This is a genomic window from Bradyrhizobium sp. WSM4873 (assembly GCF_055811355.1).
In genome coordinates this window covers 30,357-56,429 of record NZ_JBVVPS010000008.1, presented here as the reverse complement: position 1 = coordinate 56,429, position 26,073 = coordinate 30,357, and the positions used below count along the sequence as shown (strand labels likewise).

20 protein-coding genes are annotated in these 26,073 nt (G+C 64.5%); 14 read left to right on the top strand and 6 right to left on the bottom strand.

Annotated elements, in window-relative coordinates; translation table 11 throughout:
- Positions 1-100: 100 nt before the first annotated feature.
- Positions 101-2,314, bottom strand: a complete 2,214-nt coding sequence (locus tag AC0L21_RS13765; protein WP_473262261.1) for a transglycosylase domain-containing protein — start codon at positions 2,312-2,314, stop codon at positions 101-103.
- 167 nt (positions 2,315-2,481) lie between these two features.
- On the opposite strand from AC0L21_RS13765, the gene AC0L21_RS13760 reads away from it, so the two are divergent.
- Entirely contained in the window at positions 2,482-2,907 is a 426-nt protein-coding gene (locus AC0L21_RS13760; protein ID WP_473262258.1) for a DUF1330 domain-containing protein, read from the top strand.
- A 117-nt stretch (positions 2,908-3,024) separates the two neighbouring features.
- On the opposite strand, the gene AC0L21_RS13755 is transcribed toward AC0L21_RS13760, so the two are convergent.
- The 3 genes from AC0L21_RS13755 to AC0L21_RS13745 all read right to left on the bottom strand — a co-directional run bounded on the left by AC0L21_RS13755 (position 3,025) and on the right by AC0L21_RS13745 (position 6,329).
- On the bottom strand, positions 3,025-4,251 hold the full coding sequence (locus tag AC0L21_RS13755) for an ABC transporter substrate-binding protein (RefSeq protein WP_473262256.1): 1,227 nt from the start codon (positions 4,249-4,251) through the stop codon (positions 3,025-3,027).
- Positions 4,252-4,523: 272 nt separating this feature from the next.
- The gene (locus AC0L21_RS13750) at positions 4,524-5,750 is read right to left on the bottom strand and encodes an ABC transporter substrate-binding protein (protein ID WP_473262252.1); all 1,227 of its coding nucleotides are present in this window, start codon (positions 5,748-5,750) and stop codon (positions 4,524-4,526) included.
- 135 nt (positions 5,751-5,885) lie between these two features.
- Positions 5,886-6,329, bottom strand: a complete 444-nt coding sequence (locus tag AC0L21_RS13745) for a DUF1304 domain-containing protein (protein ID WP_473262249.1) — start codon at positions 6,327-6,329, stop codon at positions 5,886-5,888.
- Between the two features lie 9 nt (positions 6,330-6,338).
- Here AC0L21_RS13745 and AC0L21_RS13740 point away from each other — a divergent pair, with 9 nt between their 5' ends.
- Complete coding sequence (locus tag AC0L21_RS13740) at positions 6,339-6,869, top strand: methylated-DNA--[protein]-cysteine S-methyltransferase (RefSeq protein ID WP_473262247.1); 531 nt, start codon at positions 6,339-6,341, stop codon at positions 6,867-6,869.
- A gap of 10 nt (positions 6,870-6,879) precedes the next feature.
- On the opposite strand, the gene AC0L21_RS13735 is transcribed toward AC0L21_RS13740, so the two are convergent.
- Positions 6,880-9,669, bottom strand: coding sequence for a [protein-PII] uridylyltransferase (locus AC0L21_RS13735; RefSeq protein ID WP_473262245.1), 2,790 nt, complete (start codon positions 9,667-9,669; stop codon positions 6,880-6,882).
- Positions 9,670-9,857: 188 nt separating this feature from the next.
- Between AC0L21_RS13735 and AC0L21_RS13730 the strand changes: the two genes are divergently transcribed.
- From AC0L21_RS13730 to AC0L21_RS13705, 6 genes are all read left to right on the top strand, one after another.
- The gene (locus tag AC0L21_RS13730; RefSeq protein ID WP_473262243.1) at positions 9,858-10,829 is read left to right on the top strand and encodes an aliphatic sulfonate ABC transporter substrate-binding protein; all 972 of its coding nucleotides are present in this window, start codon (positions 9,858-9,860) and stop codon (positions 10,827-10,829) included.
- 229 nt (positions 10,830-11,058) lie between these two features.
- On the top strand, positions 11,059-11,904 hold the full coding sequence (locus AC0L21_RS13725; protein WP_473262530.1) for an ABC transporter permease: 846 nt from the start codon (positions 11,059-11,061) through the stop codon (positions 11,902-11,904).
- 4 nt (positions 11,905-11,908) lie between these two features.
- On the top strand, positions 11,909-12,694 hold the full coding sequence (locus tag AC0L21_RS13720; protein WP_473262241.1) for an ABC transporter ATP-binding protein: 786 nt from the start codon (positions 11,909-11,911) through the stop codon (positions 12,692-12,694).
- A gap of 69 nt (positions 12,695-12,763) precedes the next feature.
- A complete protein-coding gene (locus tag AC0L21_RS13715; protein ID WP_473262239.1) occupies positions 12,764-13,273 on the top strand; it encodes an OsmC family protein in 510 nt (169 codons plus the stop codon).
- A gap of 66 nt (positions 13,274-13,339) precedes the next feature.
- Complete coding sequence (locus tag AC0L21_RS13710; RefSeq protein WP_473262237.1) at positions 13,340-14,143, top strand: hypothetical protein; 804 nt, start codon at positions 13,340-13,342, stop codon at positions 14,141-14,143.
- Between the two features lie 359 nt (positions 14,144-14,502).
- A complete protein-coding gene (locus AC0L21_RS13705; RefSeq protein WP_473262235.1) occupies positions 14,503-16,179 on the top strand; it encodes a methyl-accepting chemotaxis protein in 1,677 nt (558 codons plus the stop codon).
- Positions 16,180-16,288: 109 nt separating this feature from the next.
- Here the strand turns inward: AC0L21_RS13705 and mutS are convergent, their stop codons facing one another.
- Positions 16,289-19,027, bottom strand: coding sequence for a DNA mismatch repair protein MutS (mutS, locus tag AC0L21_RS13700; RefSeq protein WP_473262233.1), 2,739 nt, complete (start codon positions 19,025-19,027; stop codon positions 16,289-16,291).
- Positions 19,028-19,243: 216 nt separating this feature from the next.
- Here mutS and pcaF point away from each other — a divergent pair, with 216 nt between their 5' ends.
- The 6 genes from pcaF to AC0L21_RS13670 all read left to right on the top strand — a co-directional run bounded on the left by pcaF (position 19,244) and on the right by AC0L21_RS13670 (position 25,915).
- Positions 19,244-20,452 carry a 3-oxoadipyl-CoA thiolase gene (gene pcaF / locus AC0L21_RS13695; RefSeq protein WP_473262231.1) on the top strand — a complete coding sequence of 403 codons (1,209 nt, stop codon included), beginning with the start codon at positions 19,244-19,246 and terminating at the stop codon, positions 20,450-20,452.
- Between the two features lie 152 nt (positions 20,453-20,604).
- Complete coding sequence (locus AC0L21_RS13690; protein ID WP_473262229.1) at positions 20,605-21,519, top strand: dioxygenase family protein; 915 nt, start codon at positions 20,605-20,607, stop codon at positions 21,517-21,519.
- A gap of 65 nt (positions 21,520-21,584) precedes the next feature.
- Entirely contained in the window at positions 21,585-22,286 is a 702-nt protein-coding gene (gene pcaH, locus AC0L21_RS13685) for a protocatechuate 3,4-dioxygenase subunit beta (RefSeq protein WP_473262226.1), read from the top strand.
- On the top strand, positions 22,287-22,877 hold the full coding sequence (gene pcaG, locus AC0L21_RS13680; protein ID WP_473262224.1) for a protocatechuate 3,4-dioxygenase subunit alpha: 591 nt from the start codon (positions 22,287-22,289) through the stop codon (positions 22,875-22,877). It abuts the gene before it with no gap.
- 206 nt (positions 22,878-23,083) lie between these two features.
- Positions 23,084-24,775: a methyl-accepting chemotaxis protein gene (locus AC0L21_RS13675; protein ID WP_473262222.1), complete on the top strand. Its 1,692-nt coding sequence runs from the start codon at positions 23,084-23,086 to the stop codon at positions 24,773-24,775.
- 48 nt (positions 24,776-24,823) lie between these two features.
- On the top strand, positions 24,824-25,915 hold the full coding sequence (locus tag AC0L21_RS13670) for a phosphotransferase (RefSeq protein WP_473262529.1): 1,092 nt from the start codon (positions 24,824-24,826) through the stop codon (positions 25,913-25,915).
- The last annotated feature ends 158 nt before the right edge of the window (positions 25,916-26,073 follow it).

Here is a 26,073-nt window from a genome sequence, read left to right as displayed (position 1 = left end):
TGCGACTCGCGTAAGCCGTTGATTCCGCTATCACTGGCTACTGTGCATGGGGTTGTTTTCGCGATTTTTGTTTTGAGGCCACAACGACCCCACGCAGAACCTATCGATTCCCGCCGAACAGCCGGTCCATCAGCCAGCCGTCGAGTCCTGCGGCTGCTTCCGGACGGGCATTGGCGCGCGTCGGCGGCGGCCGATAGCCGCCGTTGTTGGCAGGTGCCGGTGCGGGCGCTGCCGCTGTTGGCGGCGACACTTGCGACGTTGCCTGCGCCAGGTTCGACAGGCCCCAGCCACCTGGAGAGCTCGGCAAGGCTGCCACCGGCACGCCCTCGTGCGCCGTCTTCATGAAGCGCGACCAGACTTCGACCGGCAAGCCGCCGCCGGTTGCCTTCTTGGTCGGCGAGTTGTCGTCATTGCCGAGCCACACGCCGGTGACGAGGTTGGCGGTGTAGCCGATGAACCAGGCGTCGCGGTAGTCTTGGCTGGTGCCGGTCTTGCCGGCCGCCGGCCAGCCCGGGATCTCCGCCTTCTTGGCGGTGCCGCTGATCAGCGTTTCCCGCATCATCGCGTTCATCATGCCGACATAGCGCGGGTCGACCACCTGGATGTGCTCGTCCGCCTGGCGCATGTAGAGCAGCTTGCCACTGAGTGTCCTGATCCGCGTGACGACATGCGGCGTCGCCGCGAAGCCGCCATTGGCGAAGGGCGCATAGGCGCCGACCAGCTCGACCATCGAGACTTCGGAGGTGCCGAGCGCGATCGAGGCGTTGGGCTCGAGTTTCGAGGAGATGCCGAGCCGGTGCGCGGTGCGCACCACGTTCTTCGGCCCGACCTCGAGGCCGAGGCGGATGGCGACCGTGTTGAGCGACATCGCGAGCGCCTGGGTCAGCGTCACCGCGCCGAAATATTCGTGGGTGTAGTTCTCAGGTTTCCAGCCCTTGACCTCGATCGGCGCGTCCTGGCGGAGCGTGTCGGGCGTCAGCCCCTGCTCGAGCGCGGTCAGGTATACGAACGGCTTGAACGAGGAGCCCGGCTGGCGCCTGGCGGTGACCGCGCGGTTGTACTGGCTCTCGGAGTAGTTCCGCCCGCCGACCATGGCGCGAACCGCGCCGTCCGGCGTCATCGCCACCAGTGCGCCCTGGCTGACATTGAACTTGACGCTCTTGGCCGCGAGCTCGTCGATGATGGCGGCTTCCGCCACGCTCTGGAGCTTCGGATCGATCGTGGTCTCGACCTTGATGCTCTCGTCGATCTGGCCGACCAGATCGTCCAGCACCTCGCCGATCCAGTCGGCGACGTAATTGACCGTGCCGGCGCCGACCGGCTTCACATTGTAGGAGGGTTGGCCGATCGAGGCCTGCGCCTGCGCCTCGGTGATGAATTTGGCATCCGCCATCGCCGTGAGCACGATTTTCGCGCGCGCTTCCGCGCCCTCGGGGTTGCGGTTCGGCGCGAGCCGCGAAGGCGATTTGACAAGGCCGGCCAGCATCGCGGCCTCCGCGACGGTGACGTTCTTGGCCGACTTACCGAAATAGCGCTGCGCGGCGGCCTCGACGCCATAGGCGCCGGAGCCGAAATAGACGCGGTTGAGATAGAGCTCCAGGATCTCGTTCTTGGAATGCTTGCGCTCCAGCCAGATCGCGAGCTCCGCTTCCTGCAGCTTGCGCGCCATGGTGCGCTCCTGAGTCAGGAACAGGTTTTTCGCCAATTGCTGCGTCAGCGTCGAGCCGCCCTGCGACACGCCGCGATGGAGCACGTTGGTGACGAGCGCGCGCAGGATGCCTACGGGATCAATGCCGAAATGCGAATAGAAGCGGCGATCCTCGATGGCGATGAACGCCTTGGGCAGATATTGCGGCAGATCCTTCAGCGAGACGTTGGCGCCGGCCATCTCGCCGCGTTGCGCCAGCATGCTGCCGTCGATGCCGACGATCTGGATCGTCGGCGGCCGTTTGGGGATTTCCAGCGACTGGATCGGCGGCAGATGAGCGCCGACCCAGATCACGACGCCGATCACGGCGATCGCGCCCCACAGGCCCAGCACCGCGCCCCAATAGACCAGGCGACCGAGACCAGCGCCGATGCGCGACTTCGATCGCCGCTTGGCACTGCCGCGGCCGGCTGGCGCCTTCCGCTCGCGCGGGGGCTCGTCGCCGGCATCCTCGCGCTTACGCTTGGCGGATGATTTCGTTGGTTTCTTCGGCTTGTCGTCGCCGCCGGGAATGCGGTCGGCTGCGGTCAGGCGCAGATCGGCGAGTGCTGCAGGCAAGCCGAACAGCGGCTCCTTGCGCCCACTCTTTTTCTTTCCCAACCCCATACGCAAACGCCCGGTCAGCCCGCCCCGCCGCACGCTAGCGGTCGCTGTTTAAGGCCCGGTTACCCAGAGCTTAACGCGCGATTAGGAGGTGCGGCATTCGCTGGCCGCAGTTCCGCTGCGCAGTCGGCAGAGCTAGGATCGCCGGCATAAAACAAGAGGGAACTCAGATGGGCCACATCGATCCGACCAAGGAGATTTTCGCGCAGTTCCGGGACAACGACCGCCCCGGTCCGATCCACATGCTCAACCTGGTACGCTTGCGCAAGGAGGCGGCCTATCCGGACGGCCGCAAGACGAGCGGTGCGGAAGCCTATGCGGCCTATGGCCGCGAGAGTGGTCCGGTGTTCGAACGCCTCGGCGGCCGCATCGTCTGGCAGGGCAAATTCGAGCTGATGCTGATCGGCCCCGAGACTGAGCGCTGGGACCATTGCTTCATCGCCGAATACCCAAGCGTCGCCGCCTTCGTCGAGATGATCCGCGATCCCGTCTATCGCGAAGCGGTGAAGCACAGGCAGGCCGCGGTGGAGGATTCACGGCTTATTCGGCATGCGGTGCTGCCTGCGGGGAAGAACTTTGGCGAGATACCGGAGTAGAGCCACGTCGTTCCGGGGCGATGCGAAAGCATCGAACCCAGGTGCGCAATTGCGCACCTGAGAATCTCGAGATTCCGGTCTGGCGCTCGCGCGCCAGCCCGGAATGACCGTGCAGAACTAACCCGCCGGACTCGCATCCTCGATGATCGGGCCGAACAGCTCCCAGCGTTCGCCGTTGAACTTCATCATCTGAAGCTGCTTGTTGACCCGGTAGTCGGTCGGTGAGGTGTTGGCCTTGATGCCCGGCAGCGCGGTGTCGCTGGTCACGTCCTTCAGCGACGCGGCCTGCTTCATCACGTTCTCGCGCGTCAGGTCGTCGCCGCACTGCTTCAGCACATGGACCAGCAGCTGCGCCGTGCTGTAGCCGTAGGTATTGAAGTTCGAGTCCTTGTCGCCGTCCGGATAATATTTGGCCATGAAGTCGAAATACCTCTTGAGGCCGGCATCGTCCTTCCAGGTCGGATCGAGCGGTTCCTTGCCGTAATTGACGCTGATCAGGCCCTTGGCGGCGTCGAGGCCGGCCGGCTTCAGCACCGCGCCGACCGAGGTGGCGTTGATGTCGACGATCTGCACCGGATGCCAGCCCATCTCGGCGATCTTCTTGATCGCCTGGGCCGCCTGCTTCGGCGTGGTGGCGCTGAAGAACAGATCGGCGCCGGCGTCCTTGATCTTGAGGATCTGCGAGTCGACCGTCGGATCGGAGACTTCGTAGGAAGCTTCAGTCACGATCATCTTGGCAGCCTTGTCGCCGAGGCCGGCCTTGATGCCGTTCAGATAGTCCTTGCCGAGGTCGTCGTTCTGATAGAGCACGCCGATCTTGGCGTTCGGATGCTCTTTCAGGATGTACTGTCCGTAGATGCGGCCTTCGACGAAGTAGTTGGGGTTGAAGCCCATCGTCCACGGAAAGTTCTTCGGATCCGTGAACCTCGAGGCTCCGGTCGCCGCGAACAGTTGCGGCACCTTCTTCGAATTGAGATATTTCTGTACGGCTGCGTTCACCGGCGTGCCGATGATCTGGAAGGTCAGCAGGACCTCGTCGCTCTCGACGAGCTTGCGAATCTGCTCCACGGCTTTCGGCGGCGAGTAGGCGTCGTCATACTGGATCAGATTGATCTTGCGGCCGTTGACGCCGCCCTGGTCGTTGATCATCTTGAAATAGGCGGCTTGGGTCTTGCCGATCGACGAATAGGCCGACGCCGGTCCAGAAAACGGCATCGTCTGGCCGACCTTGATCTCGGTATCGCTGGCGCCCGGATCATATTTCTTCTGGGCATTGGCCGCCGAGACCGACAGCGCCAGGGTCAGCGCCGTTGCCGTGGCCAGATGCAGCATTCCATTCCTCATTCGCGTTTTCCTCAGTGTTTATTGCCGGTGATCAATCGGGTGCGCTTGTGCGCACCTGATGTCACCGCTGAGGGCGATTGTGGATGAGGCATTGCTGCAACGCAAGCTGGGCGTGCGCCCGCAGTTCGTAGCATGGGCGGCTTCGTAGCAGCTTCATAAGGTGGGCCAGCCCAGGCGGATGCGCGATGCGCATCCGGGGCGTGACCCACCACTTCTGTTTCCGCGGAATCAAAGAGGTGGGTTACCCTGCGCTAACCCACCCTACCCAGTAACTAACCCGCTGGACCTGCATCCTCCATGATCGGGCCGAACAGCTCCCAGCGTTCGCCGTTGAACTTCATCATCTGCATCTGCTTGTTGACGCGGTAGTCGTTCGGCCCGGTGTTGATCTTGATGCCGGGCAGCGCGAAGCTCGGGGTGAAGTCCTTGATGTTGGCGACCTGCTTCATCACGTTCTCACGCGACAGGTCGTCGCCGCACTGTTTCAGCACCTGCGTCAGCAATTCGGCGACGGAATAAGCATAGGTGTTGACGGTATTGAGCTTGTCGCCTTCGGGGAAATACTTGTCCATGAAGGCGAAGAACGCTTTCACGCCCGGATCGTCCTTCCACTGGGGATCTCCGGGCTCCTTGCCGTATTGGGTCGAGATGATGCCCTTGGAGATCTCGAGGCCGGCCGGCTTCAGTGTCGCCGAGATCGGGCTCGCGTTGATGTCGAGAATGTGCACCGGCGTCCAGCCGAGCTCGGCGACCTTCTTGATCGCCTGCGCCGCGAATTTGGGTGTCGAGGCATCATAGAAAAGATCGGCGCCCAACGACTTCAGTTTGACCACCTGCGAGTCCACGGTCGGATCGGTGACCTCGTAGGAGACTTCGCCGACGATCATGCTGGCGGCCTTGTCGCCGAGACCGCTCTTGAGGCCGGCGAGATAGTCGCGGCCCATGTCGTCGTTCTGATAGAGCACGCCGATCTTGGCGTTCGGATGCTCCTTGAGAATGTACTTGGCGTAGATGCGTCCCTCGGACACGTAATTGGGATTATAGGCGATGGTCCAGGGATAGTTCTGCGGATCGTTGAAGCGCGCGGCGCCGGTCGAGGCCAGCAGCTGCGGGATCTTCTTGCCGTTGAGATATTTTTGCACGGCGGCGTTCGCGGCCGTGCCGATGATCTGGAAGGTGAACAGCACCTCGTCGCCTTCGACGAGCTTGCGCACCTGCTCGACCGTCTTCGGCGGCGAATAGGCGTCGTCATACTGGATCAGATTGATCTTGCGGCCGTTGATGCCGCCTTGATCGTTGATCATCTTGAAGTAGGCGGCCTGGGTCTTGCCGATATTGGCGTAGACGGAATAGGCCCCGGAGAACGGCACGGTCTGGCCGATCTTGATCTCGGTGTCGCTCGCGCCGGTGTCGTATTTCTTCTGGGCGAGAGCTTGGTTGGCGGAGAACGCGAAGGCGAGCGCCGCCGTGGCAGTGATGAAGGCTCTGCGATTGCTCATGTGGGGTTGTTCCTCCTGACGGAATTTCCGACCGACGGTCTTGTCCCGTTGATTGCCAACGGTCGCCATCGCTGTCGGAGATTGTGGAGGAACGGCAGGCGACGCGCAAGGATCGCGGCGCCGCGCCTTAGCGTCTCACGTCAGGAACAGCGCTAACAGCGCGAGCGCCGCCGGCAGCGCCTGCACCATCAGGATGCGCGTGCTGACGGTCGCTGCACCATAAGCGCCGGCCACGATCACGCAGAGCAGGAAGAATGCCTTGATCTGGAACGCGAAGGCCGGATTGCCGTGCACCAGCCCCCAGACCAGGCCTGCGGCCAGGAAGCCGTTATAGAGCCCCTGGTTGGCGGCCAGCACCTTTGTGATCGCTGCCTTCTCGGGCGTGTTGCGGAAGACCTTCAAGCCTTGCGGCTTGTCCCAGAGAAACATCTCCAGGATCAGGAAGTAAGCGTGCAGTGCGGCGACCAGCGCCACCAAAATATTCGCGATCCAAATCAAGTTGAGCTCCCCCAGCGCCAGCTTTCGGGTGGACGTTAGCACGGCGGGCGTGGCAAGTGCGATGGCGTGTTTCGATGCCATGGTGCCGCAATGCCCGCGCGACCAACCAAATCACCTGTAAGCTTCGGCCTCGATCGGCTGGCGACGCCGATCGGGATTGCGCTGCTCGTCACCGACGCTGCGGGCGCATTGCGCGCGCTCGACTGGGAGGATTACGAGCACCGCATGCGCGAGCTCTTGCGCCTGCATTACGGTGTGGTGGAGCTGAGTGACCAATCCGCGCCCGCGGCCATGCGGACTGCGCTGTCGGACTATTTCGACGGCGATCTCGGTCAGCTCTCGGGCATCGCCTGGCGCATCGCCGGCACGCCATTCCAGCAGAAGGTCTGGAATGCGTTGGCGCAAATCCCTGCCGGCACCACGATGAGTTACGGCGCGCTCGCAGCAAGGATCGACATGCCCAAAGCCATTCGTGCCGTCGGCCATGCCAACGGCTCCAACCCGATCAGCGTGGTGCTGCCGTGCCACCGCCTGATCGGCGCCGATGGTTCCCTGGTGAAGTATGGCGGCGGCCTCGCGCGCAAGCGCTGGCTGCTGCGGCATGAAGGCGTGGCGGTTTAGGTCTCCCCGCTCACGCCGCGGGCTGAACCGCCTTGTCGCCGGCCATCACGTGGGTCAGCGCGCTCTTGATCGCGGATTGCCGCGTCGGCGCGCTGATCTGTGCGCCCAGGAGGTCGGTGACGTAGAACACGTCGCGGGCGCGCTCGCCGAAGGTCGCGACATGGGCCGAGGCGATGTTGAGGTTGAGCTTCGAGATCGCGGTGGTCAGCTCGTAGAGCAGCCCGGGCCGGTCGAGGCCGGACATCTCGATCACTGTGTAGCGGTCTGACCATTGGTTGTTGATGGTCACTTCCGGCTCGATCACGAACGGCCGCGCCTTGCCGCGTACGGTGCGCCGGGCCACCACCTCGGGCAGACGCAGCTTGCCTTCCAGCACGTCCTCGATCATCTCGCCGATGCGCGTGGCGCGCCGTCCCTCGTCCTCGTCGCGGTCGTATTCCCTGGAGATCGAGATCGTGTCGAGCGCGCGGCCGTCGGTCGTGGTGTAGATCTGGGCATCGACGATGTTGGCGCCGGCCGAGGCACAGGCGCCCGCAATGATCGACAGCAGCCAGGGATGGTCGGCGGCGAAGATGGTCAGCTCGGTGACGCCACGCACCTCGTCGAAGCCGACATTGATCGCAAGCTTGTGGCCGGCCTGCTCGCTGGCGCGGACGAAGCGCGCATGGCGGATCTTGCGCGGCAGCTCGACCTTGAGCCAGTAGGCCGGATAGTGCCGGGCGATATAGGCGTCGAGCTCTTCCGCCGGCCATTCCGCGAAGGCGTTACGGAATTCGGCGTATGCGGCCGTGAGGCGCTTGCCGCGGTCAACCTCCGAGAAGCCGCCCGTCAGCACCGGTTCGGTCTCGTAGTACAGCGACCGCAAGAGCTGCGCCTTCCAGCCGTTCCACACGCCCGGGCCGACGCCGCGGATGTCCGCGGTGGTCAGGATCGTCAAGAGCTTCATCTGCTCGACCGACTGCACCACGGCGGCGAAATTCTCGATGGTCTTGCGGTCGGAGAGATCGCGCGACTGCGCGACCGTGGACATCGTCAGATGCTCCTCGATCAGCCAGGCCACGAGCTCGGTGTCGGCCGGACTGAAGCCGAGCCGCGGGCAAAGCCGTCGCGCCACCTTGGCGCCGGCGATCGAGTGATCCTCGGGCCGGCCCTTGGCGACGTCGTGCAGCAGCGTCGCAATGTAGATCACGGAGCGATGCTCCGGCCGGATCTTGCGCATCAGGTCGCTCGCCACCGCGAATTCCTCGATGCCGCCGCGCTCGATGTCCTGGAGGAAGCCGACGCAGCGGATCAAATGCTCGTCGACGGTGTAGTGATGATACATGTTGAACTGCATCATCGAGACGATCTTGCCGAAGGCGCGGATGAAATGGCCGAGCACGCCGGTCTCGTTCATCCGCCGCAGCACGATTTCCGCGTTGTCGGACGTCAGGATCTCCATGAACAGCCGGTTAGCCTCGGGATTCTCGCGCATCTGCGCGTTGATCAGGCCAAGCGAACGCGTCACGTCGCGCATCGCGTCCGGGTGGAAGGCGAGATTGTTCTTCTGCGCCAGGCGGAAGATGCGGATCAAATTGACCGGATCGTGCTTGAACACGTCTGGCGCGGCGACGTTGATGCGGTTGTTATCGACGATGAAGTCGTCGCTGTCGGGCACCCGCCGCTTCACCGCGGTGGGGCGCAGCCGCGCCATCATCCGGCTGAGCACCGGCGCGGGCTTGGCCTGCTGGTCCTCGAGCTTGGCGCAGAGGATGGCGGTGAGGTTGCCGACTTCCTTGGCGACCAGGAAATAGTGCTTCATGAAGCGCTCGACGTCCTGCATGCCGGGATGCGAGGTGTAGCCGAGCCGGACCGCGATCTCGCGCTGGAGATCGAAGGAGAGGCGCTCTTCAGGGCGGCCAGAGTAGAAGTGAAGATTGCAGCGCACCGACCAGAGGAAGTCGGCGCAGCGGCGGAAGGTGCGGTATTCCTGCGCGTCGAACACGCCGCGGTCGACCAGCTCGTCGGTGTCGCTCACGCGGTAGACGTATTTCGCGATCCAGAACAGCGTGTGCAGGTCGCGCAGGGCACCCTTTCCGTCCTTGACGTTGGGTTCGACCAGATATCGCGATTGGCCGCCGCGGCGATGCCGCTCCTCACGCTCGGCGAGTTTCGCGGTGACGAACTCGGACGCGGTGCCTTGCACGACCTCCTTGTCGAAGCGGGCGACCAGCTCGTCATAGAGCGGCCGGTCGCCGGTGAGGAATCGCGTCTCCAGGATCGCGGTGCGGATGGTCATGTCGCCGCGCGCCTGCCGGATCGACTCGTCGACGGAGCGCGTGGCGTGACCGACCTTCAGCCCCATGTCCCAAAGACAATAGAGGATGGCCTCGGCCACCTGCTCGCCCCAGGCGGTCTGCTTGTAGGGCAGGATGAAGAGCAGATCGATGTCGGACTCGGGAGCCATCAGGCCGCGGCCATAGCCGCCGGTCGCCACCACCGCCATGCGCTCGGCACCGCTCGGGATCGGCGAGCGGTAGAGATGGCGGGTCGCGGCCGAATACAGGATGCGAATGATCTCGTCCTGCACGTGGCACAGTCGCTCGGCGCAGCGCCGGCCGTGACGGTCCTTCAGCAGGATCGTCTGTGCCGCGGCGCGCGACGCAATCAGCTCGGCCTTGAGCAGTTGCGCCATGGCGGTGCGGAACGCGTCCTCGCGTCCCTGGTGCTTCTCGGCAAGCGCATCGACCGCGGCGGTGATCCGCGCGGTGTCGAAGCGATCGTCCACCTCGGCCTTGTGCTCAGTTGCGACGCTGTCCATGTCTCACCGGATATAAGAGGCGGCAGGCGCTGTCACCCGCCATTCTCTCGCAATAGTCGTTCCATGCTGGAAACGTGCGGCTTTGGGCAAAGCTGTTCTCAGCCGGCGCGCTTTCGAGGGGCGGATTTTCTCGTTGACCTCTAGATATAACTCATTGAAAAACAATGAAGTTTTGGAGGAGGCCGGGCATGACCAGAATTACTCGACGGATACTTTTGGCGGGAGCGGTCGCTCTTGCCGTGTCCCCCGCGGCGCGAGCGGCGGATCCGCTCAAGGAAATCCGTATCGACTGGGCGACCTATAATCCGGTGTCGATGGTCCTGAAGCAGAAAGGGCTCCTGGAAAAGGAGTTCGCCAAGGACGGCATCACCGTCACCTGGGTGCAGTCGGCCGGCTCCAACAAGGCGCTCGAATTCCTCAATGCGGGCTCGATCGATTTCGGCTCGACCGCAGGCTCGGCGGCGCTGGTCGCCCGCATCAACGGCAACCCGATCAAGTCGATCTATGTCTATTCGCGCCCCGAATGGACGGCGTTGGTGACATCAAAGGATTCCAAGATCGCCGATGTGGCCGACCTCAAGGGAAAGCGCGTCGCGGTGACGCGCGGCACCGATCCGCACATCTTCCTGGTGCGCGCGCTGCTTGGCGCAGGTCTCACCGAAAAGGACATCACGCCGGTGCTGCTCCAGCACGCCGACGGCAAGACCGCCCTGATCCGCGGCGACGTCGATGCGTGGGCCGGGCTCGATCCGATGATGGCGCAGGCCGAGATCGAGGACGGCGCGAAACTGTTCTACCGCAAGGCCGACGCCAACACTTGGGGCATCCTCAATGTGCGCGAGCAGTTCTTGAAGGACTATCCGGACGCCGCCCGCCGCGTGCTTGCCGTTTACGAGGAAGCGCGCAAATATTCGCTCGCGAACTACGACGAGCTGAAGAAGACCTTCATCGCCGTGACCAAGCTGCCGGAACCTGTCGTCGACAAGCAGCTCAAGGAGCGCACCGAGCTTACCCACAGCCGCGTAGGCGCACCCCAGCGCGAATCGATCCTCGCCGCGGGCCTCGCACTGCAACAGGCCGGCGTCGTGGACGCCAAGGTCGATGTGAAGGCAACGCTGGATGCGTTGATCGACGATCGGGTGCCGCTGCCGACGAACTAAAGGCAGGCGCGCGGCAAACTCGGTCGTCGTCCCGGGGCGCGAAGCGAGCCCTGGACCCATAACCAGAGGAGCAGTCTGGGCCAACGGGCAAATCCGAGTCCCCGTAACCAGTTCGCCCCGTGGTTATGGGTCCCGGATCTGCGCTCCGCTCCGCTGCGCTTGTCCGGGACGACGGCTGAGAATGCCGCGCGCTCTTGCAATCTCGCACAAGACGCGCTTCCTACCGGCCATGATCTCCGACGCGCCAGTCCTGCAACAGACTACGGAACCGGCCGAAGGCGCCGCCGCGCCTTCGTGGTTGTCGCGCTATGCGCGTCCATTGCTGGGCGTGTTGCTGCCGCTCACCCTCGCGCTCGGTTGGGAGTTCCTGGTCTGGCTCGGCTGGTCCAACGGCCGGCTGGTGCCGCCGCCCTCGCGCGTGTTCGCCACCATCGTTGATCTTGCCCGCTCCGGCGAATTGGTCCGTCACATTGCCGCAACGCTGTGGCGTGTCGGCCTCGGCTTTGCGTTCGGCGTGGTCGCGGGCACCTTGCTCGGCGCCATATCCGGCTATTGGTCGCTGGCGCGGCGGCTGCTCGATCCGACCGTGCAGGCGCTGCGCGCGATCCCGTCGCTGGCCTGGGTGCCGCTGTTCATCCTCTGGCTCGGCATCTTCGAGACCTCGAAGATCGCGCTGATCGCGGTCGGCGTGTTCTTCCCGGTCTATCTCGGCGTGATGGGCGCGATCCTCATCGTCGATCGCAAGATCGTCGAGGTCGGTCGCACCTTCCGTCTCTCTGGACCCGCCATGATCCGGCGGATCCTGCTGCCCGCGGTGCTGCCGGCCTATGTCGTGTCCTTGCGCGTCGGACTTGGTCTGGGCTGGATGTTCGTCGTGGCGGCCGAGCTGATCGGCGCGTCCGAAGGCCTCGGCTATCTCCTGCTCGACGGCCAGCAGCTCGGCAAGCCCGCGCAGATCCTCGCCGCCATCGTGATCTTCGCGATCCTCGGCAAGCTCACGGATTGGGTGATCGAGATCGCGGCTGCGCCCTTCCTGCGCTGGCAGGACGCCTTCGGGCGTACGACGGGAGCATAAGGCGATGCTGGCGCTCGACCGGGTCAGCAAGACCTATCCCAACGGCGTGCAGGCGCTGGCGCGCTTTTCCGCCGAGATCAGGCAAGGCGAGATCGTCGCCATCATCGGCGGCTCGGGCTGCGGCAAGTCCACGCTGCTGCGCGCCATCGCCGGCCTCGACCGCGCAAGCTCGGGCACGGTGACGCTCGACAACGAGGCGATCGCCGCGCCGCATGCCAAGATCGGCATCATCTTCCAGGAGCCGCGGCTGCTGCCCTGGCTCAGCGTCGCCGACAATATCGGCTTTGGGCTTGCCGATTGGCCCGTGACCGAGCGGCGTGAAAAGGTGGCGCGTGCGCTCGAGCGTGTCGGGCTCGCCGAGAAGGCGCAGGCCTGGCCTCGCGAGCTCTCGGGCGGGCAGGCACAGCGCGTCGCGATCGCCCGCGCACTGGTGCCGCAGCCCGAGGTGCTCTTGCTCGACGAACCGTTTTCGGCGCTCGATGCCTTCACCCGCAGGGACCTCCAGGATCATCTGCTCGACCTCTGGGCCGACACGCGGCCGACGCTCATCCTCGTCACCCATGATGTCGACGAGGCCGTGGTGCTGGCTGACCGCGTGCTGGTCATGCGGCCGCGGCCGGGCCGGCTGTTCGACCAGATCGAGATCAATCTCGGCCGCCCACGCGACCGCAATTCGCCGCTGTTCGAGAATTTCAAGCGGAGTGTGCTGACGTCACTCGACCGTTCGCTCGACCGCAGCGTGCCCGACCGTGACGCAACCCAGGGTCCCGGTCAGGCCATGTGGTGGTGACAATTTCTCTCCAAGCCGGTACATCGCAAGCCGGTACTTCGTAGAGACGATTTTCCCGGGAGAGACAAAATGGACGCTGCAGCACTGCGCCAGATGCAGGCCCCGATCAAGGAGCGCTACAAGGCCGACCCCAAGACCGCGATGATCACGTTGAAGGCCAAGGGCTCGACCGACAGCGAGGGTATCGCGTGCAAGGTCGAGACCGGCCGCGCCATCGCAATGGCCGGCCTGCATCCCGCAACCGGCGGCTCCGGCCTCGAGCTCTGCTCCGGCGACATGCTGCTCGAGGCGCTGGTCGCCTGCGCCGGGGTCACGTTGAAATCGGTCGCGACCGCGATCGAGGTGCCGCTGAAGACCGGCAACGTCTACGCCGAGGGCGATCTCGATTTCCGCGGCACGCTCGGCGTCGACAAGGAGACGCCGGTCGGTTTCGCCGAGATCCGTCTGCGCTTCGAGGTCGACACTGATGCGCCGCAAGACAAGCTCGACCTGCTGCTCAAGCTCACCGAGCGCTATTGCGTGGTCTATCAGACCATCAAGAACGGTCCGAAGGTCTCGGTCTCGATGCAGCGGATGTAGCGAGCGAAGGCCGCTCGCCCAACAATCGTGTCGTCTCGGCGAAGCCCGGGACGACAAAAGAAAAAAATGTCCCCCGATCTCCACTTCATCCTCATCCTCGTTCTGCGCATGATGGTCGCGGCGGCGTTCGTCGTGACGGCCTCGATCATCACCGAGCGCTCAGGGCCGGTGATCGGCGCGCTGGTCGCGACTTTGCCGGTTTCAGCCGGACCATCCTACGTCTTCCTCGCGCTCGACCACGATGCTGGCTTCATCGCGGAGGGTGCGCTCGCAAGCCTGCCGGTCAACGCCGCGACGATCTTCATGTGCCTCACCTATGTGGTGCTGGCACAGCGGCGCAGCCTTCTGGTGAGTTGCGGAAGCGCGGTCGCGGTCTGGATCGTGTTCGCATCGATCATCAAGCAGTTCGATTGGCCGCTCACCGCCGGGCTCGCCGCCAATCTGATCGCATTCGGCATCTGCATTCCGCTGCTCGCGGGCTATCGCCACGTCAAGATGCCGCTGGTGACGCGGCGCTGGTACGACGTGCCGATGCGGGCTGCGCTGGTCGCGACGCTCGTCGCCATCGTCGTCTCGACCTCGGGCTGGGTCGGTCCCCGGATCAGCGGCATCATTGCGCTGTATCCCGTGGTGTTCTCCAGCATCATGGTGATCCTGCATCCGCGCATCGGCGGTCCGCCGACTGCTGCCGTACTGGCCAATTCGGCCTGGGGCCTGCTCGGATTCGGAATGGCGATCGCGGTGTTGCACGTGGCGGTGGTGTCGTTCGGCTCCGCTATCGGACTCTCTGTCGCGCTTGGCACTTGCGTGACCTGGAATCTGACGCTGTGGTGGATGGGCCGGCGGAAGCTTCGAGGCAACGAGGCCTGACAACATCGTCGCGCAGACTTTTCAAGGCGAGCCGCAGGTCACCCGGAGTACTACGGTGGTGGGCTGACGCGTGGCGGCAGTTGCAGCCTGCAGTGCACTTTTCATCCTTCAGGCATCGTTGCCCCGCTAAGTCATTGAATGATCATTCATCTGCCGATGCGTCGGCGCCCAGGTGCAGGTTTTTTTTCGAGCGTTCTTCAATCACTCGCGCGTGCCATTTATCGATAGCTTAGTTAGCGGTTTGTTTCAGCTTGCGTCCTATACCTGGACTCGTTGGCGTCCAGTTTAGCATTCAACGCCATTTTTTTTCGGCCATCGGTCCATGGCACCGAGCACAACCAGATCAATTTGGAGAGACCATGTTCAAGCGCAAGTCGAATAGCGGTGCATTGGTTATGATGGCTGCCAAGGCCGTGAGCGCCAACCTGATGGTGGCCGACAACGACCTGAACATCGTCTACATGAATGATGCGGTGACAGACCTGCTGCGCGCGGCTGAGCCCGACCTCAAGAAAGAGCTGCCCCACTTCAACGTGGCGACGCTCGTTGGAACTAACATCGATGTGTTTCATAAGAATCCCCAGCATCAGCGCAAGATGCTAGCGAGCCTCAGCGCGGTGCATCGTGCGATGATCCAGGTTGGTGGCCACAAATTCGACCTCGTCGCGACACCGCTGAAGAACGAAGACGGCAGCCGGGCCGGAACTGTCGTGGAATGGTCCGATGCTTCGATCCGCCTTCAGAACCTCGACTTCGGGGGACAGGTTGCGGCCGCGAACCGCTCACAGGCGGTCATCGAGTTCGCGATGGATGGCACGGTCCTCACCGCCAACGAGAATTTCCTGCGTACGCTCGGATACACGATGAACGAGATCCAGGGCAAACATCACAGCATGTTCGTTCCGTCTGTCGAACGCGAAAGCCCGGCCTATCGCGAGTTCTGGGCTGCGCTCAACCGCGGCGAATATCAGGCCGCCGAATACAAGCGGATCGGCAAGGGCGCCAAGGAAGTCTGGATCCAAGCCTCATACAATCCCGTTTTCGACGAGAAGGGCAGGCCCACCAAGGTGGTGAAGTTCGCGACCGGTGTCACTGAACAGAAGCTCAAGAGTGCCGACCTTGCGGGCCAGATCGCGGCGATCGACAAGGCGCAAGCCGTGATCGAGTTCAACATGGACGGCACGATCACAACCGCTAACTCCAATTTCCTCGGCGCCCTCGGCTATTCGCTGGCGGAGATCAAGGGCAAGCACCACAGCATGTTCGTCGAGCCCTCGGAGCGCGATGGCAATGACTATCGCGAGTTCTGGGCGGCGCTCAACCGCGGCCAGTACCAGGCGGCCGAATACAAGCGCATCGGAAAGGGTGGCAAGGAGGTCTACATCCAGGCCTCCTACAACCCGATCATGGATCTCAACGGCAAGCCGTTCAAGGTCGTGAAATATGCGACCGACGTCACGAAGCAGGTGCTGGTCCGCATGGGCAACGAGCGCGTCCGCAGCATGATGGAATCGGTCGCCGCGGGTTCGGAGGAGCTGAACGCCTCGGTGCGGGAGATTTCCGAGGCCATGACCAAATCGCGCGAGACCGCGATGAGCGCGGTGGAGCAGGTCGCGTCCGCTGATGCCCAGGCCCAGCGCCTCACTGAAGCGGCGCTGGCGATGAGCGGGATCGTCGAGCTCATCAACAACATCACCGGGCAGATCAACCTCCTGGCACTTAACGCCACCATCGAATCCGCCCGCGCCGGCGAAGCCGGTCGGGGCTTTGCGGTGGTGGCCTCGGAGGTCAAGAGCCTCGCCAACCAAGCCAAGCAGGCCACTGACAAGATCGGCGCGGAGATCGGCAGCCTCAACGGCATCTCCGGAGACGTCGTCACCGCCCTGGCTTCGATCAAGACGGCCATCAGCAACGTCAGCGAATATGTGACGTCGACGGCCGCGGCAATCGAAGAGCAGAGCACCGTAACCAACGAGATGTCGACCAGCATGCAGCGCGCCGCAGCGGAAGCCGCGGCGATCTCGGCGAGGGCATAGCCAGCGCTCGGAACGGTAGGGTGGGTTAGCGGAGCGTAACCCACCTCTTTAGTTTCTGCGGTGACAGAAGTGGTGGGTTACGCCTTCGGCTGACCCACCTACGGCACCGTCACTGCTTCGGCAGCTTGGCCTTCAACGCATACAGCGCGTCGAGCGCTTCGCGTGGCGACATCTCGTCCGGATGCAGCGCCTTCACCGCGTCCACCAGCAGTTCGGCCTCGCTGAGTGGGGCGGCTTCTGCGGCAGCGCGCGAGGGCACTGCGAACAACGGCAGATCGTCGGCGAGCGCCCGCGCCGTCTGACCGCGGTCCTGGGCTTCCAGCTTCGCCAGTACCGATTTCGCGCGCGTGATCACGGCCGGCGGCAGGCCCGCGAGCTTGGCGACCTGGATGCCGTAAGAGCGATCGGCCGAACCCGGCAACACCTCGTGCAGGAACACGACATTGCCCTGCCATTCCTTCACCCGCACGGTGGCGTTGAACATCCGCGGCAGCTTTGCGGAGAGCGCCGTCAGCTCGTGATAATGCGTCGCGAACAGCGTGCGGCAACGATTGCTCTCGTGCAGATGCTCGATCGCGGCCCAGGCGATCGAGAGACCGTCGAAGGTCGCGGTGCCGCGGCCGATTTCATCAAGGATCACAAGCGCGCGCTCGCCGGCCTGGTTGAGGATCGCAGCCGTCTCGACCATCTCGACCATGAAGGTGGAACGGCCGCGGGCGAGATCGTCGGCGGCGCCGACACGCGAGAACAGGCGGTCGATGATGCCGATCCGCGCGCGTGTCGCCGGCACGAAACTTCCGATTTGAGCAAGAAGAGCAATCAGCGCGTTCTGGCGCAGGAAAGTCGATTTACCGGCCATGTTCGGACCGGTCAGCAGCCAGAGCTGGCCGGATTTTTGCGCAGGGCCCGGCGAGAGGTCGCAGGCATTGGCGATGAACGGCTCGCCATTGCGCTTCAAGGCCTGCTCGACCACCGGATGACGGCCGGCCTCGATGGCAAAGCCGAGAGACGAGTCCACCTCGGGCCGCACATAGTTCTCGTCGATCGCCAGCTTGGCAAGCGACGTCGCGACGTCGAGCAGCGCAAAGGCGTGGGCGGCGGCGCGCAGCTCCTCGCTGATTGCTAACGCCTTGGCGCAGAGCCGCTCGAAAATCTCGAGCTCGAGCCCGAGTGCGCGGTCGCCGGCATTGGCGATCTTGGCTTCGATCTCCCCCAGTTCCGAGGTGGTGAAGCGGACCTGGCCGGCCAACGTCTGGCGGTGAATGAAGGTTGCGTTCAGCGGCGCCGACATCAGCTTGTCGCCGTGCTGGGCGGTAACTTCGACGAAATAGCCGAGCACGTTGTTGTGCCGGATCTTGAGACCCTTCACACCTGTTTTGTCGGCGTAGCGCGCCTGCATCGAGGCCACCACCAGGCGCGAGGCGTCGCGCAGGTTTCGCGTTTCGTCCAGCGCAGGCTCATAGCCCTGTCGAACGAACCCGCCGTCCCGCTTGATCAGCGGCAGTTGATCGTCGAGCGCCCGGGCGAATTCCGCCGCGAGCTCGCGCGATGGCCTTTGGAGCGCCGCCGTCACCGCGGCGATCTCCTGCGGCGGCTGGTCGAGTTCGTCAAGCCGCGTCAGCACCTGGTCGGCGGCGATGATGCCGTCGCGCAGGCCGGCGAGGTCGCGCGGCCCGCCGCGGCCGACGGATATACGGGCCAGCGCCCGCGACATGTCCGGAGCGCCGCGCAGGATGCTGCGGATGTCCTCGCGCGCGGCCGAGTCGGCAACGAAGCTGCCGACGGCATCGAGCCGCCGCGCAATCGCCACCGCATCGGTCAGCGGCGCCGCAAGCCGCTGCGCCAGCAGGCGCGAACCGGCCGAGGTCACCGTGCAGTCGATCGCATCAAGCAGCGAGCCGCGGCGTTCTCCGGCCAGCGTCCGCGTCAGTTCGAGATTGGCGCGGGTGGCGGGATCGATCGCTATGGTCGCGCCTGAGGCTTCGCGCGCGGGCGGCGACAGCGGCGGATGTTTGCCGACCTGGGTGCGGTCAACATAGGTGACGGCAGCGGCGGCAGCAGTGGCTTCCAGCCGCGTGAGCTGCGACAGTCCGTCCATGGTCGCGACGGCAAAATAGTCGCACAGCCGCTTCTCGGCGGTGGCGCCGTCGAAGACGTCGCGGGTCAGCGGCGTCACTGCCGGCAGCTCGCGCAGGGTCTGTCCGAGCTCGCTATCGTTATAGAGCGCGTCGGTGACGATCACCTCGTTCGGATTGATGCGCGCGAGCGTGGCGGCGAGTTCGCCGCCCGAACATTCCGTCACCATGAATTCGGCGGTCGAGATGTCGATCCAGGCGAGGCCAAAGCGGTCACCGCCCGCCGATGAGCGCGCGCGCGCGAGCGCGAGCAGGTAATTGTTGGCGCGCGCGTCGAGCAGCGTGTCCTCGGTCAGCGTGCCCGGCGTGACCAGGCGCACCACGCCGCGGCGCACGACGCTCTTGTTGCCGCGCGCTCTGGCGGCGGCGGGATCCTCGGTCTGCTCGCACACGGCGACCCGGTGCCCGCCGGCGATCAGCCGGTGCAGATAATCCTCGGAGCGCTCGACCGGCACGCCGCACATCGGGATATCGGCGCCCTGATGTTTGCCGCGCTTGGTCAGGACGATGCCGAGCGTCCTGGAGGCGATCTCGGCGTCCTCGAAGAACAGCTCGTAAAAGTCACCCATCCGGTAGAACAGCAAGAGGCCCTGATGCGCCGCCTTGATCTCAAGGTACTGTTCCATCATCGGCGTGACGCGCGCGGCGGCTTCCCCCTGCGGGGCGGGCGCTTCGTCGGGGGGCGGCACTGGGATCGGCTGTTGCATCGTCATGGGTGGCGCAACCTACAAAATTTCACCTCGCGCTCCTATCGCTTTGGCCGCGGAGGGGAGGTTTTCCACGTTGTCCGCACCGCGGCATGCGCAACTCGCGTGCGCACCCCTCGGAACACGGGCGTATCGGTCAATTGACCTGCCGCGGGCGCCCTCCTAAAACTCCGTCGACATTGAAGAATTCAGGCCGGATCGCGGCATTCAGGGAGAACAACGATGCGTGACGTTTTTATCTGCGATGCCGTGCGGACCCCGATCGGCCGTTTTGGCGGCTCGCTCGCCAAGGTGCGTGCCGACGACCTGGCTGCGGCCCCGATCAAGGCTCTGATGGCCAAGCACCCCAATCTCGATTGGGCACAGGTTGACGAGGTCTTCTTCGGCTGTGCCAACCAGGCCGGCGAGGACAACCGCAACGTTGCACGCATGGCGCTCCTGCTTGCGGGTCTGCCGGATTCGGTTCCGGGCCAGACCCTGAACCGGCTCTGTGCCTCCGGCCTCGATGCGGTCGGTGCCGCCGGCCGCGCCATCCGTTCCGGCGAGATCGAGCTTGCGATTGCCGGCGGCGTCGAATCCATGACGCGCGCGCCCTTCGTGATGGGCAAGGCGCAGGAAGCGTTCTCGCGCTCCGCTGAGATCTTCGACACCACGATCGGCTGGCGCTTCATCAATCCGTTGCTGAAGGCGCAGTATGGCGTCGACGCGATGCCCGAGACCGGCGAGAACGTCGCCGAGGAATTCCAGGTCTCGCGCGCCGATCAGGACGCCTTCGCGATCCGCTCGCAGCAGCGCGCGGGCGCCGCGATCGCGGCCGGCTATTTCGCCGAAGAAATCACCCCCATCACCATTCCCGGCGGCAAGGCCGGCCCTGTTACCATCGACAAGGACGAGCATCCGCGTCCCGAGACCACGCTGGAAGCCCTGACGAAGCTCAGGCCGATCGTGCGCAATCCAGGCACGGTGACCGCCGGCAACGCCTCCGGCGTCAATGACGGCGCCGCCGCGATGATCCTGGCGTCCGAGGCTGCCGTGAAGAAGCACGGCCTGACGCCGCGTGCGCGCATCCTCGGCCTCGCTTCGGCCGGCGTGCCGCCGCGCATCATGGGCATTGGACCTGTGCCGGCCACCCGCAAGCTGATGGAACGTCTCGGTAAGAAAATCAGCGATTTCGACCTGATCGAGCTCAACGAAGCCTTTGCCTCGCAGGGTATCGCCTGCATGCGCCAGCTCGGCGTTGCCGACGATGCCGATTTCGTCAATCCGCATGGCGGCGCCATCGCACTCGGTCATCCCCTTGGCATGAGCGGCGCGCGCCTCGCGCTCACCGCGGTGCACGGCATGGAAAAGCGCGGCGGCAAGCTGGCGCTCGCCACCATGTGTGTCGGCGTCGGCCAGGGCGTGGCCGTCGCGATCGAGAAGCTGAACTGACGGGACGCGAAGCGTGCCGTCATCCCGGAACCGGGTGCCCAGACTCGTCATGCCCGGGCTTGTCCCGGGCATCCACGTTCTTGTGCCGCGAGAAGAAGGTCGTGGATGGCCGGGACAAGCCCGGCCATGACGCAAGGTGAGGCGAGCATCCCATGATCATCGCGAGCGAGCAGGACGTCACGGCCGCGGCATTGGCGGTGATGGAGCGGACGTCCGATCCCCGGCTGCGCCAGATCATGGTCTCCCTGATCAAGCATCTGCACGGCTTTGTCCGCGACGTGCGCCTGACCGAAAAGGAATTCCGCGACGCCACGGCTGTGATCGCCGAGCTCGGCAAGCTCTCGACCGACACGCATAACGAGGTCGTGCTGATGGCAGGCTCGCTCGGCATCTCGCCGCTGGTGTGCCTGCTGAACAATGGCGATGAGGGCAACACGGAAACCGACCAGTCGCTGCTCGGACCGTTCTGGCGGCTGAACTCGCCGCGGGTGGAAAATGGCGGATCGATCGTCCGCTCCGAGACGCCGGGCGCGCCGCTGTTCGTCAACGGCCGCGTCGTGGACAAGGACGGCCGTCCCGTTGCGGGCGCCGAGGTCGACGTCTGGCACGCGTCGCCGGTTGGTCTCTATGAAAACCAGGACCCCGAGCAGGCCGACATGAACCTGCGCGGCAAGTTCACGACCGACCAGGACGGAGCCTTCTCTTTCCGCTCCGTCATGATGGTCGGCTATCCCATTCCGACCGACGGCGTGGTCGGCCGTCTCCTGAAGGCGCAGAGCCGGCATCCCTATCGTCCCGCGCACCTGCACGCCCTGGTCTTCAAGCTCGGATTCAAGGTGTTGATCTCGCAGGTCTACGACCCCGCCGATCCGCATATCGACAGCGACGTGCAGTTCGGCGTGACCAAGGCGCTGGTCGGCAAGTTCCAGCGCCATGACACGCCACATCCGACCGAGCGCGACGTCGCGACGCCCTGGTATTCGCTCGATCATGTCTACCGGCTCGAAGCCGGCGAGGCCGTCCTGCCGCGTCCGCCAATAGGGCCCAAAGCCGCTTCCCCCAATTAGTTATATCCTATAATGATTGGCGGAAGCGTTGACCGGTCGGAAACAGGCCGGGGAGGAGTTCGCCAATGACATTCATCTATCCCGTCGGCAGCAACGCGGCGCATCCGCTGCCGCTGTCGCCCGAGTACAAGAGCTCGATCAAGCGGGCGCCGAACAAGCCCTTGATCCCGATGCGCCATACGCTCTCGGAGCTGACCGGCCCGGTCTATGGCCACGAGACCGTGCGCGAGGGCGACAATGACCTCACCACTCAGCACACCGGCGAGCCGCTCGGCGAACGCATCATCGTGCACGGCCATGTGCGCGACGAGGACGGCCGCGGCGTGCCGAGTTCGCTGGTCGAGATCTGGCAGGCCAATTCCTGCGGCCGTTACGTTCACGTCCGCGACCAGCATCCGGCGCCGCTGGATCCGAACTTTACGGGCGCCGGCCGCACCGTGAGCGACGCCTCCGGTTACTATCGCTTTGTCACGATCAAGCCTGGCGCCTATCCCTGGGGCAACCATCACAACGCCTGGCGTCCCGCCCACATCCATCTCTCGGTGTTCGGCCATTCCTTTGTCACGCGTCTCGTGACGCAGATGTACTTCCCGGCCGATCCGCTATTCCCGTTCGATCCGATCTTCAATTCGGTACCGGACGAGAAGGCGCGGGCGCGGATGGTGTCGTCGTTCGATCTCGAGAACACCCAGCCCGAATGGGCGCTGTGTTATCGCTTTGACATCGTGCTGCGCGGCAAGAACGCCACCCCTATGGAGAACCATTAAGTGCAGGACAATGGGATCACGCCGTCGCAGACCGTCGGCCCGTTCTTCAAATACGGCCTGACGCCGACCGGCGAGTATGCCTGGAACGATGCGTTCAGCAACTCGACCCTGACGCCCGACGTCACCGGCGATCGTGTCCGGATCGAGGGCCGCGTGTTCGACGGCGATGGCGTCGTTGTGCCCGATGTCATGCTGGAGATCTGGCAGGCCGATGCGCAGGGGCGCTTCGCCGATCCGCAGGACAAGCGCGCGCTGCCGAATGCGAGCTTCAGTGGCTTTGCCCGCTGCGGCACCGACAAGGACGGCAATTATTCCTTTGAAACCATCAAGCCGGGCGCGGTGCCCGATCCCGACGGCAAGCCGCAGGCGCCGCATATCCTGCTTGCGGTGTTTGGCCGCGGCATGCTGCGACATCTCTACACCCGCATCTATTTCAACGACGAGGCCGGCAATGCCGCCGATCCCGTGCTGGCGGTGGTGCCGGCCGACCGCCGCGCTACGCTGACCGCCGTGCGCGAGGCCGGCAAGCCGGTTTACCGGCTCGACCTGCGGCTTCAGGGCGACAACGAAACGGTGTTTTTCGACGTGTGAATCCAGCGTCGTCCCGGGCAGGCCGAGCGCCGATCCGGGACGACAGCGGAGGACGGGCCTGATTTCGCTGCCCAAAACCGTTCACCTGACGCCATTTCCCGTATTTTTTCGGAGTTCGCGCGATGCAATTTCCGCGCGATGCAATCCCGTGTTTACCGTAATCCTCTAGGGTCCGTGGGATTCGGCGCGGCCCATTGGATTGTTCCATGAAAATTCGCCTTTCACTTTCTTCGGCAATCATTGCTTTCGGCATCGTTCTGGCGATCGGTTTCACCGCCGTGGTCTCCACCAGCCTTTACGCCTTGAAAGAGCTCAAGGTCGGCGGTCCGCTCTATTCCGACATCAAGCTGGGCAATGACCTCATCGCCGACATCCTGCCGCCGCCGGAATATGTGATCGAGGCCTATCTCGAGGCCACGCTCGCCATGCGCGAGCCTGACCAGTTGGCGGCCCATGGCGAGCGCCTGGTCCAGCTCCGCAAGGACTACGACGAGCGCAAGGCATTCTGGGTCACCTCCAGCCTCTCGGCCGACCTGAAGACGGCCCTGGTGTCGAAATCGGACGCCGAGGTGCAGAAGTTCTGGAAGCTGTTGTCCGACCAGCTCCTCCCCGCGCTCAAGGCCAAGGACACGGCCGCCTCCGAGCGCGCCTACGCGCAGCTCAAGGACGCCTACACCGCGCACCGCGCCGTCATCGACAGCATCGTCGAGAGCGCCAACAAGCAGAATGCCGACATGGAGAAGCTCGCCGCGGACCGCGACAGCTCCATGCTTTATATCCTCCTCGGCGTCTCCGCCGCCGTCCTCGCCTTCATTGCGGCGGGCCTGCTCGGCGTCGCGCTCGGCGTGATGCGTCCGATCGTGCGCATGACCGGCGCGATGCAAAAGCTCGCGACCGGCGATCTCGCCGCCGACATTCCTTTCGCGCACCGGCGGGACGAGGTCGGCTCGATGGCGGGCGCGCTTCTGGTGTTCAAGCAGGCGGCGGTCGAGAATTCCCGCCTGCGCGAGGAGCAGTTGCAGAAGGAGCAGGAGGCGGCGCTCGCCAAGCGCGGGGCCCTGCACCACATGGCCGAAACCGTCGAGCGCGAGACCGGCCGCTCGGTCGACACCGCGAGCGCGGCGACGCAAGGCGTGGAGCGTGCCGCCTCCAGTCTGTCCGAGATCGCAAAGTCGCTCTCGACACAGTCGCAGGCGGTCGCAGCCGCCTCCACCCAGGCCCTCGGCAGCTCGCAGACCGTCTCGGCCGCAGCTGAAGAACTCAGTGCTTCGATCCGCGAGATCGCAACACAGGTCGCGCGGACCAGCACGGTTACAAAATCGGCGGTCGCCGGTCGGGAACAGGCGCGCTCGACCATCCAGACGCTGGCCGGATCAGTGAAGAAGATCGCCGAGGTCTCCGACCTCATCGGCGGCATCGCCGGCCAGACCAATCTGCTGGCACTCAACGCCACGATCGAGGCGGCGCGCGCCGGGGAGGCCGGCCGTGGCTTCGCGGTGGTCGCCGCCGAAGTGAAATCCCTGTCCGACCAGACCGCCAAATCCACCGAGGAGATCGCGCGGCTGATTGCCGAGATTCAGGCCTCGACGCAGGCCGCGGTCGACGCCGTCGAAACCATGGGAGGCCACATCGTCGAGATCGACGGCGTCGCCACCTCGGTTGCCGCCGCGATGGAAGAGCAGGACGCCGCGACGCGAGAGATCACGCGGTCGATCTCCGAATCGGCTTCCGCGGCCAAGGAGGTCTCGGCCAAGATCGGTGATGTCAGCCGCGACGCCGCCTCCGTGAACGAGCGCGCCGCGGAGGTCAGACAGGCGATCGCCGGCATGGCGGCCAATCTCGAACAGCTCCGGTCGGTCGTGGTCCGGACGGTGCGCGATTCGACAGCGGCGGCGTGAGCCCGGCATCAGGTCGGCCGCTGGGTGCATGGGGCGTTATCGTGCAGTATAGCGCGGGACAGGGGCATCGGGGTTATGACACCTCCACCATTGCCGGCGGTCGTTGAGCCCGCCCGACTGACGGCTGCACTACGCAGGGGTGGCGTACTGGACGCTGGCGCAGTGCGCGAGGTGAAGGTCCTGCACCAGCGCGAGACCGTCGTGTCACAGATCGTTCGCCTCGGCCTGCGCTATGTCGGGGAATCCGCCGGTGCGCCGCAATCGCTGATCCTGAAGACTGCCAATTCCGACTTCGCCAAGACGCTTGCAGATGCTGGTCGACAGGAAGTGGCTTTCTACACGCAGCTTGGGCCAAGCATGCCGCAGGGGCTCGCGCCGCGCTGCTTCGACGGGAGTTTCGACGAGGAGAGCCTCGATTGGCACCTGCTGCTCGAGGATCTCACCGACAGCCACGAGATCGCGACCAAATGGCCGCTGCCGCCGTCGCGTGAGCAGGGGGTGGCGATCGTCACGACGCTGGCACGCTGGCATGCGGCGTGGTGGGACCATCCTGGTCTGGGTGATACCGTCGGCACTTGGGCGAGCCCCGAGGACCGCATGCAGCACATGGAGACCTTCGCCGGCCATTACGATCGTTTTGCCGATCTGCTCGGCGACCGCCTCGGCGAAGAGCGCCGCATCCTCTACCGCCGCCTGATCGAGCACTCGGCCCGGCTATCCCAGCGCTATCATTCGCGACGTCACATCAGCATTGCCCATGGTGATGCCCATATCTGGAATTTCCTGCTGCCGCGCCCCGGCGTCGCGGATACCGCGCGCATCTTCGATTTCGACCAGTGGCGCATCAACGTGCCTACGAGTGACCTCGCCTACATGATGGCGATGCAGTGGTATCCGGACCGCAGGCAGATGCTCGAGCGGCCGCTGCTCAACCTCTATCACGAGACGCTGATCGCCAGCGGTGTCAGCGGCTACACGCGCGGTGCGCTCGACCAGGACTATCGCCTGTCTGTGCTCTGGCACATCACGAGGCCGGTCTGGCAATGGAGCATCAACCTCCCGCCGTTGATCTGGTGGAATAATCTGGAGCGTGTGATGATGGCGGTCGAGGATCTGGGCTGCGAGGAGTTGTTGGGGTAGAGACGGGCAACATCATCGGTGTCGTCCCGGCGAAGGCCGGGACCCATACCGCGAGGTCTATCGGTCTTGAGTGACGTTCGTCCCAAACGAAGGTCACTCCCAGTCTTCGTCAAACTGCATCCGGTGGGTATGGGTCCCGGCCTTCGCCGGGACGACGG

Coding starts and splice junctions, on each gene's coding strand:
- AC0L21_RS13760 (WP_473262258.1), top strand. CDS start 2,482: ATGGGCCACATCGATCCGACCAAGGAGATTTTCGCGCAGTTCCGGGAC.
- AC0L21_RS13740 (WP_473262247.1), top strand. CDS start 6,339: ATGCCCGCGCGACCAACCAAATCACCTGTAAGCTTCGGCCTCGATCGG.
- AC0L21_RS13705 (WP_473262235.1), top strand. CDS start 14,503: ATGTTCAAGCGCAAGTCGAATAGCGGTGCATTGGTTATGATGGCTGCC.
- AC0L21_RS13755 (WP_473262256.1), bottom strand. CDS start 4,251: ATGAGGAATGGAATGCTGCATCTGGCCACGGCAACGGCGCTGACCCTG.
- pcaF (WP_473262231.1), top strand. CDS start 19,244: ATGCGTGACGTTTTTATCTGCGATGCCGTGCGGACCCCGATCGGCCGT.
- pcaH (WP_473262226.1), top strand. CDS start 21,585: ATGACATTCATCTATCCCGTCGGCAGCAACGCGGCGCATCCGCTGCCG.
- mutS (WP_473262233.1), bottom strand. CDS start 19,027: ATGACGATGCAACAGCCGATCCCAGTGCCGCCCCCCGACGAAGCGCCC.
- AC0L21_RS13750 (WP_473262252.1), bottom strand. CDS start 5,750: ATGAGCAATCGCAGAGCCTTCATCACTGCCACGGCGGCGCTCGCCTTC.
- AC0L21_RS13745 (WP_473262249.1), bottom strand. CDS start 6,329: ATGGCATCGAAACACGCCATCGCACTTGCCACGCCCGCCGTGCTAACG.
- AC0L21_RS13725 (WP_473262530.1), top strand. CDS start 11,059: ATGATCTCCGACGCGCCAGTCCTGCAACAGACTACGGAACCGGCCGAA.
- AC0L21_RS13730 (WP_473262243.1), top strand. CDS start 9,858: ATGACCAGAATTACTCGACGGATACTTTTGGCGGGAGCGGTCGCTCTT.
- AC0L21_RS13710 (WP_473262237.1), top strand. CDS start 13,340: ATGTCCCCCGATCTCCACTTCATCCTCATCCTCGTTCTGCGCATGATG.
- AC0L21_RS13690 (WP_473262229.1), top strand. CDS start 20,605: ATGATCATCGCGAGCGAGCAGGACGTCACGGCCGCGGCATTGGCGGTG.
- AC0L21_RS13720 (WP_473262241.1), top strand. CDS start 11,909: ATGCTGGCGCTCGACCGGGTCAGCAAGACCTATCCCAACGGCGTGCAG.
- AC0L21_RS13765 (WP_473262261.1), bottom strand. CDS start 2,314: ATGGGGTTGGGAAAGAAAAAGAGTGGGCGCAAGGAGCCGCTGTTCGGC.
- AC0L21_RS13735 (WP_473262245.1), bottom strand. CDS start 9,669: ATGGACAGCGTCGCAACTGAGCACAAGGCCGAGGTGGACGATCGCTTC.
- AC0L21_RS13715 (WP_473262239.1), top strand. CDS start 12,764: ATGGACGCTGCAGCACTGCGCCAGATGCAGGCCCCGATCAAGGAGCGC.
- AC0L21_RS13675 (WP_473262222.1), top strand. CDS start 23,084: ATGAAAATTCGCCTTTCACTTTCTTCGGCAATCATTGCTTTCGGCATC.